The organism is Actinokineospora sp. NPDC051303 (assembly GCF_055586285.1).
This window is the reverse complement of record NZ_JBVJIN010000044.1, coordinates 34,894-49,541: the sequence shown is the minus strand read 5'-3', so window position 1 is coordinate 49,541 and position 14,648 is coordinate 34,894. Positions and strand designations below refer to the sequence as shown.

The following is a 14,648-nucleotide window of genomic DNA, read 5'->3' as shown; positions in this document are numbered from 1 at the left end:
GCGCGTGTGAGGCCGTAGGCTTCCCACCCGTCTTTCACACGGCGATCTTCCTTCGTAGGGGCCCCGAAGAAACCACTCCACCCCATCGAGCAGACAACACCGCAACCCAGCCCCCACTCCATCGAGCAACCCCAGAACCAGCCACCCCGCCTAGCACGCAGAGCCATGAATCTAGGCTGACCCGGTGGATGTCTACGAGGTCATCGGCCGCCGTCGCGACGTGCGGGCCGAGTTCACCGGCGCCGGGATCGACGACGATGTGCTCCAGCGGGTCCTGTCCGCAGCGCACGCGGCTCCCAGCGTCGGCATGTCGCAGCCCTGGGACTTCGTGCTGGTCCGCGACCCGGGCACCCGAGCCGAGTTCCACCGCCACGTCCACACCGAACGGGCCCGGTTCGCCGCCGAACTGACCGGAGAACGCGCCACCACCTTCGACCGCATCAAGATCGACGGCATCCTTGAGTCCACCATGTCCGTCGTCGTCACCTACGACCCGCAACGCGGATCGCCCGCTGTTCTCGGCAGGCACTCCATCGCGGACGCGGGTCTGTACTCGGTGTGCCTGGCCATCCAGAACCTGTGGCTGGCGGCGACCGCCGAGGGGCTTGGCGTGGGCTGGGTGAGTTTCTATCGTGAAGAGTATTTGCGTGACCTGTTGGGTATTCCGGCGCATATCCGCCCGGTCGCCTGGCTTTGTCTCGGCCCGGTCGAGCGGCTGCATGAGGTGCCGGATCTGGAACGGCACGGTTGGCGGAGCCGGATGCCGCTGGAGCAGGTCGTGCACCACGAGCGCTACACCCCGAGAGACGCGTGAGGCCGGGGTCGCCCGGCTGATCGGAAGTGGAGGCGGGCATGGCGACCAAACGGGCTCTGGTTCTCGGCGGCACCGGCATGTTGGCCGGGTGCGCCGCCGCCTTGGTGGCCGATGGGTGGCATGTCGTCGTCCCCAGTCGCCGCTACGCGCCGCTGGCCACCGACCTCCCTGACGACGATGTTGGCCGCGCCCGGTGGGTGGAGGCCGACTGGTCCAGGCCGGACGATCTGGCCCGCCGGGCCGCGCGGGCGCTGGGCGGGCCCGCCGACCTGCTGATCGCTTGGACGCACGGGCCTTGCCGGGTGCCGATGATGCGGGCCGTCGAGCCGCTGCTGCGCCCGGACGCCCCGGTGGTCGAGGTGCACGGCATCGGCGACCAGCGCGGCGCCCCGGACACGGTGCTCATCAACCATCCCACTCAGCACGTCGTTCTGGGGGTGCGCCGGTACGCGGGCCGCACCCGCTGGCTCACCGCGGACGAGATCACCGACGGGGTGCTCGCTGGTCTGCGCCGCGCTCTCGCCGGTCGCGCGCCCGCCATCCAGCATGTCGGCGAGGCCCGCGCCCACGCCTCCTGATCCCGGCCGCTCACTGGTCCACGCCAACCTCTGCCTGAACTGGTTGACCGCGGCTTGGCGGACGGCCCTGTCACATTCCGGGGGTCTAGCCAGTCCTACTGGGTGACACGACGGTGAAGGAGGACCCGGTGGGTGAACGAATCCTGGTGACCGGCGGCTCGGGCGTGCTCGGCCGGGCGGTGGTGCGGCGGCTGCTCGATCTCGGCCACGCGCCGAGGGTGCTGAGCAGGCGCCAACGCCCGGAGGGCAGTGTCGCGCCCGAGTGGGCGGTCGCGGACCTGCTGACTGGCGAGGGTGTGGGCGCGGCGGTGGCCGAGGTCGACGCGATCGCGCACTGCGCGACCGCGTTCGGGCGCGGGCAGGAGGAAGCGGCGACCGAGGCGGTGGTGGCGGCGGCGAAACGGGCCGGTTCACCGCGCCTGGTCTATATCTCCATCGTCGGCGTCGACCGGATACCGCTGGGCTACTACCGGCAGAAGCTGGCGACCGAGCGGCTGCTTGAGCGATCCGGCCTGCCGCACACGATCCTGCGGGCCACCCAGTTCCACGACCTGCTGCGCGCCCTGTTCGCGGGGGCGGCCAAGCTCCCGGTGCTCCCGGTGCCCGGTTTCCGCTTCCAGCCCATCGACGCCCGGGACGTGGCGGTGCGGCTGGTCGACCTCGCTCTCGGCGAGCCGCTTGGCCGGGTTCCCGACATCGGCGGCCCGCGGACCCGCGATGCCCGCGACCTGGCGCGCGCGTTTCTCGCGGCGACCGGGCAGCGTCGGCCAGTGGTGCCGGTTCGCTTGCCCGGCAAGGTGTTCCGCGGCTACCGGGATGGCGGAAACCTGACCGACAACCCGTTCGGGAAGATCACCTTCGAGGAGTACCTGGCTGAGCGGCGCGCGCCGCGGGCCGTGTCGTACCGGACGGCGCGATGATGGCGGCGCGTGGCTGGCTGCGGGCGGGGCTGGTTCTCCTCGCCGCCACACAGGGACTGGTGGGCGTGGTGCAGTTGGCGCTGCCGAAGGTGTTCTACGACGGCTTCCCGCTGCCCGGGCATCCGTGGGTGGCGCTGCTCCCGCCGTACAACGAGCACCTGATGCGCGACGTCGGGGCGCTGAACCTCGCCGTCGCGCTGGTCCTCGGCGTCGCGGCGGCGCGCTTGGAGCGCGGGATGGTCCGCACCGCGCTGGCCGCCAGCCTCGTGTTCGCGGTGCCGCATCTGGTGTTCCACGTCACCCACCTGGCGCACTTCCCGCCCGGGGACGCCATCGCTCAGACTGTCGTCCTCGGCCTGAGCGTGGCGATCCCCGCTGCTCTGCTGGTGCTCGCCCGTCAGGGGGAGACGACCTCGGGGATCACCTGACCGGCGCGGACCGCCGCGTCGAGCGCCACCGGGTCGAGCTTCCAGACCACGGTGTCGCCGCCGGACGGCCCGGTCGTGGTGAACACCGGGGTGGCGTGCGCCGCCAGCCAGGGCAGCAGGTCGGGGGAGGCGTAGCCGTAGCCCAGGCTCAGCGGGCGGCTCTGGGTCAGCACGTACTCGGCCCGGAACCGGTGCAGCGCGCCCAGCGAGGCCCAGGTGCCGACCCGCAGGTCGGCGCCCTCGCCGGAGTGCAGCGCGAACTGCGCGGTGGGCGTGGTGAGGCCGACGCGCGCGCCGGGCGGCAGCTTCGTGTCCAGGTACTCCCTGGCCTGCTGGTAGCCGTTGTCCTGGACCCCGCGCGCGTGCGCGGCCAGCGCCAGCCCGGCGACCAGGACGACGGCCGCCGTGGCGGCGAGCACGGGCCGCAGCCGGTGGAGCCAGCCGGGCGGCTCGACGTAGGCGACGGCGAACGCGAGCACGCCGGGCACCACCACGAAGTAGCCCATCTGCTCTTCGAGCGTGCCGAACCCGAACGCGAACAGCCCGAGCAGGCCCATGACCGAGGCGACCAGTCCGAGGAGCCTGCGGTCGGCCCGCGCCGAGCGCAGCGCCAGCAGCCCGGCGGGCACCGCGATCCCGAGCAGGGCGTAGGACGTGCCGAACCGGCTGAGCTGGCTGAGCAGCGTGTCCAGCAGGCTCGGCGCGTTGGGCGCGTTGAACCCGGTGATCTGGTCGAGCCCGGCCATCCTGCGGAGTCCGCCGATCTTGGCCTGCCACCACCCCGGGAAGCGACCGGACAGGGCCAGCGCGGTCACATAGCCCAGGTACGGCAGGACCCCCGCGCCGACCACCACCGCGGCCGTGCGCGGCGCCAGCGTGCGCCGCCAGAGGACGGCCAGGACCACCGGCAGCAGTCCCGGCACGAACGCCACGTCCTTGGCCAGGATCGCGAACCCGATCAGCGCCCCGCCCGCGGCGAGCAGCGCGCGGCGCGCGGTCCCGCCTGGCTTGTCCAGGGCGACCAGCAGGCACAGCCACCCGGCCAGGATCAGCGCGAACGCGGGCGTCTCCAGCATGACCCGGCTGTCGTTGCGCAGCACGAACGGGTCGGCGGCGAGAACGGCCGCGCCCACCACCGCCACCACCGGGCGGGTCGTGCGCAGCAGCACCAGGTACGCCAGCGCGACGACCACCGCGCCCAGCAGCGCGTTGACCCAGCGGAGCTGGAAGACGAGCGTGGTCGGGTCCGGTGACAGGCCGAACAGCTCGACCACGCCGCCGTTGAGCCAGAACGTCAGCGGCGGGTGCAGGTAGAACGGGGCGCCCGCGAGGTTGGGCCACTCGCCCCGGCTGACCGACAGCGCCAGCCGGGAGTAGGTGATCTCGTCAATGAACAGCTCGTTCGCCGTGGCCAGGCCCCAGATCCGCAGCCCCAGCGCCAGCGCGACCAGCAGGCCGCCCGCCAGCGCGAGTCTGCCGCGAGTCCACGAAAACGCGGTGGTCCGGCCGGTTGGCTCAGTCCGGTCGGTCCGGTCGGTCACGGTCACGCCGCCGACACCGCCACGATGGTCGCGTCCACCCAGTCGGTGACCGAGGCAGGGGTCTCGGGGTCGAGGATGGTGGCGTGGTCGGCCTCGGCCAGGAACGCGCGGGTCTTCTCCTCCCAGGCGAAGCCCGCGCACCGGACGCCGGAGCCGACGGCGAAGACCATCGCGTGCAGGCGCAGGCCGAGCACGCCCGCCGCGCGCCCGACCACGGCCTTGGCCAGGGCGGGCGGAAGCTGCGGGCCGACCACCGGCAGCGGGGCGCCGAGCCGGTCGGCCAGCTCGGCGGCGAGGACGGCGTCGCGGCGGGCGAGGCCGAGCCCGTAGTCGGCGTGGGTCGACAGGGCCAGCGCGGCGACGACCCCGCCGCGCTCGCGCCACCGGCGGGCGGCCAGCAGGCACGTGTCGGCCAGCGCGGCCATCTTCGCCGGGTCCGGCAACGCCTTGAGGGACAACAGGAGCAGCGGGGCCGAGGTGTCCACGCCCGCGCCTGCCAGCGCGCGGGCGGCGTGCTCGGGCGGCTCGGGGCGCAGCCGCAGCGCCAGGTCGCCGACGTTGGGCACGGCAGAGCCGAGGGTCTCGACGGACAGCCGGTCGCGCACGGTGACCCGGCCCAGTTCGGCCGCGGCTGCCCGCAGCCGCCGGGCCACCGCGGGCGGCATCCCCGGGTACGCGCCGATCGCCAGGTAGACGGTGTCCCGGCCGGCGGCCTTGGCCGCGTCGACCACCCAGGGCAGCAGCCGGACCAGCGGCGGCAGCCCGGCGCCGAACATGCCGCCGCCGACCACGAGCACCGCGTCCGACCAGCGCAGGCCAGCGGCGAACGACAGCGCGGTCATCGGCCGGGACGGCACGCCGTGGGTCCACTCGACCAGCCGGGGGTTGCGCGAGAGCACGCTCACTTCCGTGCCGCGCGGCAGTTCCACCAGCGCGCGGGCGAGCAGCGCCTCGTCGCCGGTGTTGCCGTTGCCGAAGTTGCCGACCACCAACACCCGGGCCGCCCGCCTGCCGCGGGCGCGTCGGTTGCCGAGTCCGGCCAGCTGGGCGCGCACGATCGCGTCCGGGTCGGTCAGCACTCGGGTGCTCCTTTCCTGGCCCTGCGCCAGTTCCTGGTCTGTCCGATATGGATCGCCTGGTGCAGCAGGCCCGCCGCGGGCACCCGCGTGCGGGGCTGGCTGAACTGGAGTATCCAGGCCGTTCTCGGCCGCTCGCCGCGGTTGGGGTGGGCGCTGTGCACGGTCTCGAACAGGTGCAGCGCCGCGCCGCCCACGGGCAGCGGACAGTCCACAGCGGACTCTTCGTTGACGTCGACCGCGCGCAGCGCGCCGCGCCGCTCGGGCACCGCCGCGTGCGGCAGCACCCCGGCGAGGTGGCTGCGCGGAACGTACCGCATGCAGCCGTCGGCGACTCCCACCGGTGCGGTGGGGATCCACACGTTCAGCCGCCGCTCGGGCAGCCGGGAACGCTTGTGCACGCGGTCCTGGTGCCAGACGGTCTCGTAGCCGCAGCGCGGCGGCTTGCGGATGCTGTGGTCGAACCGGAACCACGTGCCCGGGCCGAACACCTGCCGGGCCAAGCGCAGGCTGCGCCGGAACACCGCGGTCCGGCGTAGCGCGGGGGACAGGACCGACGGGTAGAGGATCTCCGGCACGTCGTGGCCGAACTCACCAGCCGTGCCGCCGAGGTCGAGCACGCTCGCGGGCGGCAGGGTGGCGAAGCGGTCGAACAGCGCGTCCAGTTCCCTCTCGACCTCGCGGACCTCCTGGGCGGAGAACAACGTGGGCAGCGTGAGGAATCCTTCGTTCCACAGGGACTGGCACGCCTGCTCAGCGATCACCGGCATCGTCGGCCTCCTGCCACTCCCGGACCGCGGCCAGGTAAGCGTTTTCCTGGAGCCGCGCCAGCCGGTCCCACGAGTACCTGCGGGCGAACTCGCGCCCGCGCCTGCCCATCCGGTCCGCCCGGCTGGAATCTGTGGCGATCTCGGTGAGCGCCCGGCTCAGCGCGGCGGTGTCGAAAGCGGGGACCCGCACGCCGACTCCGTCCGGCACGACCTCGCGCAGGCACGGGATGTCGAAGGCCACCACCGGGCTCCCGGCCGCCGCGGCCTCGACCGCGACGATCCCGAACGTCTCGAACCGGGACGGGACCGCGACCACCGCCGCCGCCCCGAACAGCCGGTATTTGTCCACTCCGGACACCCAGCCGGGGAACCGCACCCGGTTGGCGACGCCCAGTTTCTCGGCCAGCGCGCGGAGTTCGCGCTCGTCGGGGCCGGTGCCCGCCAGCACCAGGTCGCCGGGCAGCCCGTCCGCCGCGGCGGCGAAGGCGGCCACCAGCAGGTCCAAGCCCTTCTGCGCGATCTCCAGCCTGCCGACGAACACCACGTCCGGCCCGCGCGGCACGGAGACCTCGAACGCGGCCGGGTCCACGCCGTTGCCCACGACGTCGACGCGCGCCGCGCGGTTCATGCCCCGCAACCGGTCCGCGATGCCGTCGGAGACGGCCACGAGCCGCCGGTGGACGCGCACACCCGCCCGCTCGACCAGGAAGAACGGCAGCTTGTACTGCCGAGACTTCTCCCTGGCGTTGAGCCACTGCACCAAACCGATCGTCGGCCTGCCGGTCCACAATGGAGCGCCCATGGTCGAGATCGGCGCGAAGAAGTCCTCCACCACCAAGTCCGCCGGATACCGCCGGGCCACGAACGGCAGCACCAAGGCGTAGCCCGCGATCCGCCCGAGATACGTGCGCCCGCTGCCCAGGCCGACGTGCTCGTAGCGCACGCCGTCCTCGACCCGGTCGACGCACCCCGGCCAGCGGGTGGTGAGCACGGTGATGTCGTGGCTGCCCGCGAGCCTGCGGTTCATCTCGTGCGTGCGCACCGCGCCGCCGCCGGACCCGGGCAGGGCCGGGTCCTCAAACCCGAGATGCAGCACCCGAAGCCGCTCGCCCGGTCGCGGCGCCCGCCGCCGCGCCGCCCGCACCCGCCACAGCGCGAACAGTCCGAAAAGGACAGCGACGGCAAGCCACCCGGGCGGCCACGATCGGCTCACCAGAAGCACCGGCGTCGCCACGGCCGCGGCCACGACCGGCCCGGTCGCCGCGAGCAGGGTCCACGACGGCAGCGGCGTCAGCCGCACGGCCAACAGCGCGGCGGCCACCGCGCCCACGCCGGTCCCCGCGGCCAGGCCGGGCACACCACCCAGCAGCCAGCCCGTCAGCAGACCGCAGACCAGCAGCCCGATCGCCGCGCCCAACACCGTCGCCGCGCGCCGGAAAGCGCTGTCGGCTTGGAGCGCGGTCACCAGGAGCGCGACCACGCCGTAGGCCAGCCCCGCGACCGCGGTGAACGGCAGCGACCGCCCCACGTCCGGCAGGTGGGCAGGGACCACCAGGCCCAGCACCGGGTCGGGCGCGGTGGCGAGCAGCACCGCGAGCGGCAGCCCCAGCCAGCCGTACGTCGCCGCCGTCTCCCGCAGCGCGCCCGCCCCGCCCGGCCGGGCCAGCCGGGGAAACACCACCACCGCCAACGCGGTCGCCACGAACAGCGGCGCGCGGCCCAGCGTCCCGGCGAGCTGGAAACCCGCCGTCGCGCCGCCCGCCCCGGCGAGCACCGGCGCGAGCACGATGTCGGTCGCGGTGAACACACCTAGCAGCGCCTGCGCGGTCGTCAGGCCCGCGGTCTCGGTCCACCGCGCGCGCTCGCGCAGCGTCGCGGGCGCCCAGGTCAGGTCCGCCCAGGCCCGGCGCCCGCCGGACACCGCGGCCAGCCCGCCGACGAACAACACGGCCGACCCGAGCAGGAACCCGCCCAGCGCTCCCGCCGCCCCCAGCCCGGCGGCGACCGCCATCGCGCCAGCGGCGACCCGGACCGCGACCTCGGCCACCCGCAGCCCGGCGAGCCGGGCGAACCGCTGCTCACCTTGCAGCCAGCCGACAGCGCAGCCGGACACCACGATCGCCGCCGCCGCTGCCGCGGTGGTCAGCGCCGCGGGCGGGGCGGCGTAGAGGGCGGTGACCCCGCCGAGTAGCGCGGCGGCGGGCACCGCGCCCACCACACTCAGGCTCAGCGCGTACGCCATCGCCGACCGCCGCTGCGCCGACCCGGGCGGGTGCGCCCGCACAGCCTTGGCCAGCGCCCACGGGACCGCGGCGGCCGCGGCCGTCCCGGCGAGCAGCAGCAGCGTCTGGCCCGCGGCGAACACCGCGAACTGCGCGCCGTCGAGCAGGTGGGCCAGCACCAGCCCATAGGCGTAGCTGACCAGGCTGACCACCAGCGTCGCCCCGGCCACCTGCGTGCCCGCGCGGGCGAGCGGGGTGTCGGCGACCGCCGTCACGCGGGTTCCGCCGCGGGCACCGCTGGCGTGCGCACCCCGGTCAGCAACTGCTCCTCACCGGCGAGCTCGATGCTCACCGGCTCCACGTTCCACCTGGCCAGCACCGCTTCCGCGTCGAGTTCGTCGCAGCCGTGCAGCAGCGCGCCGCCGAACTCGCCCGCCACCACGACCTGGTCGGTCAGCCGCCCGCGCGGCGGCGGCACGTCCCGGGGCACCCGGAACCGCACCGCGGTGGCCAGATCCGACCGCGCGCGGCGGCGGTTGGCCCTCGGCCCGGTCCGCCGCCCGATCTCCGCCGCGACCACGGCGGCGAGCAACTCGGCGCTGCGATCCCAGGTGAACGCCGCCGCCCACGCGCGGCAGTCGTCGGAGAAGCGGGCCGCGGTCTTGTCGTCGGATAGCCGGGTGATCGCCTCGATCATCGCCTCGGCGAGCCCGTCCTCGGCGGGCACGACCCACCCGGTGCGGTCGTGGCGGACCGAGTCGTCGATGCCCGCGGCGGCGATCGCCAGGCACGGCACGCCGAAGCGGGCGGCCTCCAGCACCGTGCAGCCCCAGCCCTCGCCCTGCGAGGTCGAGGTGGTCAGCCACGCCCGCTGGATCAGCTCGTCGCGCTGCGCGTCGCCCAGCCTGCCCCGGAAGCGCACCGAGCCGCGCAGGTCCAGCTCACCGGCGAGCAGTTCCAGCTTCCGCCGCTCCACACCGTCGCCGATGATCTCCACGCGCAGGTTCGGGACCTCGGCCAGGACCTTGGGCAGCGCGCGGAGCAGGCGGTCCACCCGCTTGTGCGCCACCAGGCGGCTGACCAGCACCACCGTCGGGTCCGGATCGCGCGGACCGGACCGGTGCGCCGGGGGCTCGTTGCCGTTGGGCACCACGAAGACCGGCCCGCGCATCCCGAGCCGGTTCCGCATGTCCCTGCGGGTGGACGGCGACACCGCGACGGTCGCGCGGTCGCCGTAGACCCGCCTGCTCATCGGGCCCTCCAGGAACCGCCCGACGACCGCCATCGGCTTGCCGAAGTGCACGCCGAACTGCTCCTGGTGCACGTGGTGCACGACCTGCACGACCGCGGCGGACGGCCGCATGAAGACCGGGGCGAAGAACGGGATGCCGTTCTGGCAGTCGACCACCGCGTCGAACAGCGAGCCGAAGCGCAGCATCGACGCGGCCGCCGCGGCGTAGACCGAGAACGTCCCGCCTCGGCGCAGGATCTGGATGCCGTCGATGACCTCGCGCTTGGCCGCGCCGGGCGGCCGCGAGGTCAGCCAGGTGACCTTGACCCCGGCCGCGACCCAGCGCTTGGCGATCTGGTGGGCGTACAACTCGGCGCCGCCCGCCTGCGGGTGCCGCACGTCGCGCCAGTTCAGCACCAGCACCGAGCGCCCGCGCAGCGCGTCCAGCCCGCTCACGCCCCAGCCGCCAGCAACTTGACCGCGGCCCGGAACGCGGGCAGGCCGTCGCGCAGCGGGCGGAAACTCGACCGGGCGTCGTCGGTCCAGGCCACCGGGAGTTCCACAACCGTGCCGCCCGCGGCGCGCACCCCGCGCAGCAGTTCGACGTCGAAAGCGAATCCGGTGACCTCGCAGGTCGACAGCGCGTGCTGCACGGCGGCCCGCTCGAAGAACTTGAACCCGCACTGAGTGTCGGACACGCCGGGCACCATCCGCGCGGTGAGCGCGCGAAACGCCGCGCCGCCGATCCGGCGGGTCAGGGGCTGCTTGCGCACAATCGCCGCGCCCGCCGCGTACCGGGAGCCGATGACCGCGGTCGCGCCGTTCTCCAGCAGCCGCACCGCGGCGCCGAGCGTGTCGATGGGCGTGGCCAGGTCGGCGTCCACGAAGCCGACGAACCGCGCCGAACTCGTCATCATCCCGCGCCGGACCGCGGCGCCCTTGCCCGCGATCGCGCAGCCGATGACCGTGATCGGCACCCGCGACTCGGCCATGACCGCGCGCGCGACCCGGGCGGTGGCGTCCGCGCTGCCGTTGTCCACGACCACGATTCGCGACGACCACGGCACGCTCGCGAGATATCGCGCGGTGGCCAGCAGGGATTCACGCAGCCGTCTCGCCTCGTTGAACGCCGGTATGACGACTTCGATGTCCACCGCGGAGCGCCGTGGCCGCCAAACCCGCGCGCGGTGTGGCTGAACGCGCGCCGGTACAGTGGACATGACGGGACTGCTGGCGTTGATCACTGCTTTCCCCCTGCGAGTGCCGCTCACGGTCGTAGAGCGTCAGCGACTCGACCTTATGACACTTCCGGGTGAACTCTAGAGACTCGGGGTAAATCTTCTGTTACCTACGGACGGCGTGTTGTCGCGCCGGAAAATGAGCCATCCTTCATTTGTTTGCCTGGTGGACATGATCCGCCGAAACGCATTGTGCGGTTGGCAAGATTATGGTCAAAACCTCGGCGCGGGTGGTCGAGGTCTGGTAGAGGCCGTGTCCGGCGCGTCGAGAGCGCTCCCCGGCGCTCGCGGGCGACACCCGCGAAACCGGAGGTGAGACGGTATGCGGCAAGATCGTTTTTCCCGTGCGGCCGCGAAATATGTCGGATGGTGAGCCAGGGTCGGGTCGCCGATTGTCATGGTCGGACGTATCCGCAGTGGTTCAATTCCGGTAAGTTGTGCCACCTTGACTTGTGGACTTCAGGAAAAGGATGGCGCCGTGGAAAGCAGACCCGACGAAGTCATGAGCGATATCGAGACTCTGATGTGGCAGGTCTACGGGTATGTCCGGGAACGCGGCGCTCCGGTTCACGAAGGCGGCGCCAGCGTCGCGCAGGCGCTGTATCTGCGGGAACTCGCCCGGACGTCGAAGTCCAGGGTTGTCGCCGAAATCGGCTTCAACGTCGGTTTCTCCAGCCTGGCATTCCTGGAAAGCGCACCGGAAACCCGGGTGGTGTCGTTCGAGTTGGACAACCGCCGTTCGGTCGAACTCGCCAAGGAGTTCATCGACGCGAACTACCCGGGCAGGCACGAGTTGGTGGTCGGAAACTCCGTCGAGACCCTGCCCCGCTATCTGAAGACAATGCGCGAAGCCGCGGACCTCGTGTTCATCGACGGCGGCCACGACTACGAGGTCGCCGCGGCCGACACCCGCAACGCGCGCCGCATCGCCGTCCCCGGCGCGATCGTCGTCACCGACGACCTGATCCCCTGGTACCCCTGGGGCGTCGGCCCGTACCAGGCCTGGCAGGAGGCGGTCGACCTCGGCCTCATCGAGCCGGTCGAGTACTACGTCGACGGCGTGGCCGTCGACGAGGTCAAGGAGCCGGGGGACCGAGCCTGGGGCGTCGGCCGCTTCCTCGGCGACCCCACAGTGTGATTTCACCGACCCATCCGCCGGAACGCACAGCTTGCGACCACAGCCTGATCGCACATTCCCACTGACGCGCGGCCCCCGTTCTGCGTCGAGCGCGCGCTACGGGCCGCCGCCGCGCAGGCCGCGCATCAGCATCAGCACCGAGTCACGGACCTCGGCGCGGCTCTGCTCCGGGTGGAACACCTGCCAGTCCAGCGCCACCACGAGCACCGTGCCGAACAACGCGGCCGACGCGGTCGGCACCGGCACGCCCTCGGGCAGCAGGCCCGCGTCGGCGAGCCGCCCCACCTGGGCGCGGATGATCGCGGTGACCTGCTCCCGCAGCAGCGCCAGCGTCTGCTGCCACTGCCCCGGCGTCCGCCACAGCTCGCTGACCAGCAGCTGCGCGAACGTCGGGTACTCGGCGAAGAACCCGAGCATCCCGTCCACCAGCGCGGCCAGCGTGTCCATCGTGTCGCCCGCGTCCTCGGCCGCGCGCAGCCGGTCGGCGAGCAGGTCGACCCCGTGCCGCAGCAGCGCGTCGATCAGGCCGTCCTTGCTGCCGAAGTTGTAGTACACCGTGCCCTTGGCGACCCCAGCCGCCGCGGCGATCTCGTCCACGGTGAGCCCCGCCATGCCGCGGGTGCCCGCGAGCCGCAGCGTCGCGTCGAACAACTTCTGCTTGGCGCCGCCGGACTTCGGGCTCCGAGGAGTCACAGGACCAGCTCCGGCTTCAGCCGGGCCGCGGTCCACACCCGCTGCCTGCGCGCCGCGACCGTCGACACCACGAGCCCCCCGATCAGGTAAGCGACCAGCACGCCGATGTCGACGCCCAGCCCCGAAAGCGACCCACCGTAGAGCAGATGCCGCAGACCGTCGACCACATAGCCCATCGGCAGCACCTGGTGCAGCGGGATCAGCGCGTCCGGGAGGGTCTGCCAGGGGAACGTGCCGCCCGCGCTGATGAGCTGGAGGATCAGCACGACCAGGGCGACGAACTTCCCGGCCGGGCCGAGGGCGGCGTTGAGCGCGTGCACGATCGCCACGAACGCCAGCGAGGTCAGCACCAGGAAGCCCAGCGTCGCCACCGGCCGCGCCGGATGGATGCCGATCAGCGTCGTCACCGCCGCGAACATCACCACGACCTGCGCGACCCCGAGCAGCGCCGGGGTCAGCCAGCCCGCGAGCGCGGTGCGCGCCGCCGGGTGCCCGGCGGCCAGAGCCCGCGCCGACAGCGGCCGCACCAGCAGGAACAGCACGAACGCGCCGATCCAGGCGGCCAGGCCGAGGAAGAACGGGGCCAGCCCGGCGCCGTAGCTGCCCGCGCTGTTCTCCCCGATGGTCCGCACCGCCACCGGGTCGCCGATGGTGCGGGCGGTGGCGTCGCGGGTCGCGTCGTCGGGGTGCGGGATCTGGTTGAGGCCCGACGTGAGCCCGTCGCGGAGCTGGACGCTGCCGTCGGCCAGCGTCTTCGTCCCCGCCGCCAGCTTGTCGGTTCCCTCGACGGCGGCGCGCTCGCCGTCGCGCACCTCGATCGCCCCGTCCCGCAGCCGAACCGTGCCCTCGGCCAGATCGCGGCCACCCTCGGCGGCCTTGGCGATGCCGTCGGTGAGCGCGGGCGTCGCCGCGGCCAGCGTGCTCGCGCCGTCCGCCACCTTCGCCGACCCATCGGCCAGGGCGCGCAACTGGGTCGCCGCGTCGCGCACGCGGGTGTTGGCCTGGTCGACCGGGGCCCGCAGGGTGCCCAATTCGCTCTGGATCGCGGTGATCTGGTCCTCGGGCACACCCGCCGCGCGTAGCCGAACGGCGACCTGCTCGGCCACGCCGTCGAGCCGGTCGACCAGACCCTGCGCCGCGCCCGCCACCTCTTCACCGGTCTTGGCCACCCGCTCGTTGCCGGTGGCGACCTGCCGCGCGCCATCGGCCAGCGCCGCGGTCTGCCCGGGAAGGTTCGCGGTCTTCTCCCGCAGCGTGCCGAGCCCGGTGGACAGCTCGCCCGCGCCGGTCGCCGCCGTCGCGGCGCCATCGGCGAGCCGGGTCGCGCCGTCGAGCAGCCTGCGCTGGCCACCCGCGAGTTCGGCCGCGCCCGCGTTCGCCTGGCCCGCGCCGTCCGCGAGCCGGGTCGCGCCGTCCGCGGCCTGGCGGGTGCGCTCGTAGACGGTGCCGAAGCCGACCAGGAACCTCTCCGCGGCCTCGGCGCCCACCTCCGCCGCGACCGCCTTGCGGACCTCGCTGACCACCCGGTCGGCGATGGTGCCGACCAGGTAGTTGTTCGCGTCGTTGGTGGTCACGGTGATGAATCCCTGGCGCGGGGCGAACTCCCCGCTGGAGGCCAGGGCCGAGGAGAAGTCCTCGGGCAGCGTCATTGAGAAGGTGTAGCGGCCGTCCCGCACGCCAGCCTCGGCCTCGGCGGCGTCGACCTCGTGCCAGTCGAACGCCCCGGAGTCCCGCAGATTGCCCGCGACCTTGCGGCCCGCGTCGAGCCGGGTTCCGTCCGCTGTGGTGACGCCGGTGTCGGCCACGACCAGCGCCGCTGGAATCCGGTCGAGCCGGTCGTAGGGGTCGGCGTTGGCGTAGAGGTACATCGACCCGTAGAGCAGCGGCACCAGGACCAAGGCCAGCACCGCGAGTTTGGGCATCGTGCCGGAGCTGATCCGGCGGAACTCGTTGCGCGCCAGGCGCAGGACGCTCATCGGGCCACCGTGCCCGCAAGGTT

General features: G+C 73.3%; 13 protein-coding genes. 5 read left to right on the top strand and 8 right to left on the bottom strand.

Annotation, left to right across the window (positions count from 1 at the left end):
• Window positions 1-184: 184 nt before the first annotated feature.
• From bluB to ACZ6SD_RS26265, 4 genes are all read left to right on the top strand, one after another.
• Window positions 185-814 carry a 5,6-dimethylbenzimidazole synthase gene (bluB, locus tag ACZ6SD_RS26280; protein ID WP_465319661.1) on the top strand — a complete coding sequence of 210 codons (630 nt, stop codon included), beginning with the start codon at window positions 185-187 and terminating at the stop codon, window positions 812-814.
• 38 nt (window positions 815-852) lie between these two features.
• On the top strand, window positions 853-1,392 hold the full coding sequence (locus ACZ6SD_RS26275) for a Rossmann-fold NAD(P)-binding domain-containing protein (RefSeq protein WP_465319660.1): 540 nt from the start codon (window positions 853-855) through the stop codon (window positions 1,390-1,392).
• Between the two features lie 128 nt (window positions 1,393-1,520).
• Window positions 1,521-2,312, top strand: a complete 792-nt coding sequence (locus ACZ6SD_RS26270) for an SDR family oxidoreductase (RefSeq protein WP_465319658.1) — start codon at window positions 1,521-1,523, stop codon at window positions 2,310-2,312.
• The gene (locus ACZ6SD_RS26265) at window positions 2,309-2,740 is read left to right on the top strand and encodes a hypothetical protein (RefSeq protein WP_465319657.1); all 432 of its coding nucleotides are present in this window, start codon (window positions 2,309-2,311) and stop codon (window positions 2,738-2,740) included. The genes ACZ6SD_RS26270 and ACZ6SD_RS26265 overlap by 4 nt, the downstream gene beginning before the upstream one ends.
• Here ACZ6SD_RS26265 and ACZ6SD_RS26260 read toward each other — a convergent pair.
• Genes ACZ6SD_RS26260 through ACZ6SD_RS26235 form a run of 6 tightly spaced genes read right to left on the bottom strand, consistent with a single transcriptional unit; the run spans window position 2,710 to window position 10,734 of the window.
• Window positions 2,710-4,287, bottom strand: coding sequence for an ArnT family glycosyltransferase (locus tag ACZ6SD_RS26260; protein ID WP_465319656.1), 1,578 nt, complete (start codon window positions 4,285-4,287; stop codon window positions 2,710-2,712). The genes ACZ6SD_RS26265 and ACZ6SD_RS26260 overlap by 31 nt on opposite strands.
• On the bottom strand, window positions 4,284-5,360 hold the full coding sequence (locus tag ACZ6SD_RS26255; RefSeq protein ID WP_465319655.1) for a polysaccharide pyruvyl transferase family protein: 1,077 nt from the start codon (window positions 5,358-5,360) through the stop codon (window positions 4,284-4,286). Before ACZ6SD_RS26255 ends, ACZ6SD_RS26260 begins: the two co-directional genes overlap by 4 nt.
• Entirely contained in the window at window positions 5,354-6,127 is a 774-nt protein-coding gene (locus tag ACZ6SD_RS26250; RefSeq protein WP_465319654.1) for a phytanoyl-CoA dioxygenase family protein, read from the bottom strand. The genes ACZ6SD_RS26255 and ACZ6SD_RS26250 overlap by 7 nt, the downstream gene beginning before the upstream one ends.
• Window positions 6,111-8,624, bottom strand: coding sequence for a glycosyltransferase (locus ACZ6SD_RS26245; protein ID WP_465319653.1), 2,514 nt, complete (start codon window positions 8,622-8,624; stop codon window positions 6,111-6,113). Before ACZ6SD_RS26245 ends, ACZ6SD_RS26250 begins: the two co-directional genes overlap by 17 nt.
• The gene (locus tag ACZ6SD_RS26240) at window positions 8,621-10,036 is read right to left on the bottom strand and encodes a glycosyltransferase family 4 protein (RefSeq protein ID WP_465319652.1); all 1,416 of its coding nucleotides are present in this window, start codon (window positions 10,034-10,036) and stop codon (window positions 8,621-8,623) included. Before ACZ6SD_RS26240 ends, ACZ6SD_RS26245 begins: the two co-directional genes overlap by 4 nt.
• On the bottom strand, window positions 10,033-10,734 hold the full coding sequence (locus tag ACZ6SD_RS26235) for a glycosyltransferase (RefSeq protein WP_465319651.1): 702 nt from the start codon (window positions 10,732-10,734) through the stop codon (window positions 10,033-10,035). The genes ACZ6SD_RS26240 and ACZ6SD_RS26235 overlap by 4 nt, the downstream gene beginning before the upstream one ends.
• A gap of 562 nt (window positions 10,735-11,296) precedes the next feature.
• Here ACZ6SD_RS26235 and ACZ6SD_RS26230 point away from each other — a divergent pair.
• Window positions 11,297-11,956 (top strand): O-methyltransferase, encoded by a 660-nt coding sequence (locus ACZ6SD_RS26230; RefSeq protein ID WP_465319650.1) that lies wholly within the window; start codon window positions 11,297-11,299, stop codon window positions 11,954-11,956.
• 96 nt (window positions 11,957-12,052) lie between these two features.
• Here ACZ6SD_RS26230 and ACZ6SD_RS26225 read toward each other — a convergent pair whose 3' ends face one another.
• Window positions 12,053-12,649, bottom strand: a complete 597-nt coding sequence (locus tag ACZ6SD_RS26225) for a TetR/AcrR family transcriptional regulator (protein ID WP_465319649.1) — start codon at window positions 12,647-12,649, stop codon at window positions 12,053-12,055.
• Window positions 12,646-14,625, bottom strand: coding sequence for a YhgE/Pip family protein (locus ACZ6SD_RS26220; RefSeq protein ID WP_465319648.1), 1,980 nt, complete (start codon window positions 14,623-14,625; stop codon window positions 12,646-12,648). Before ACZ6SD_RS26220 ends, ACZ6SD_RS26225 begins: the two co-directional genes overlap by 4 nt.
• Window positions 14,626-14,648: the final 23 nt, after the last annotated feature.

Coding starts and splice junctions, on each gene's coding strand:
- ACZ6SD_RS26220 (WP_465319648.1), bottom strand. CDS start 14,625: ATGAGCGTCCTGCGCCTGGCGCGCAACGAGTTCCGCCGGATCAGCTCC.
- ACZ6SD_RS26250 (WP_465319654.1), bottom strand. CDS start 6,127: ATGCCGGTGATCGCTGAGCAGGCGTGCCAGTCCCTGTGGAACGAAGGA.
- ACZ6SD_RS26275 (WP_465319660.1), top strand. CDS start 853: ATGGCGACCAAACGGGCTCTGGTTCTCGGCGGCACCGGCATGTTGGCC.
- ACZ6SD_RS26265 (WP_465319657.1), top strand. CDS start 2,309: ATGATGGCGGCGCGTGGCTGGCTGCGGGCGGGGCTGGTTCTCCTCGCC.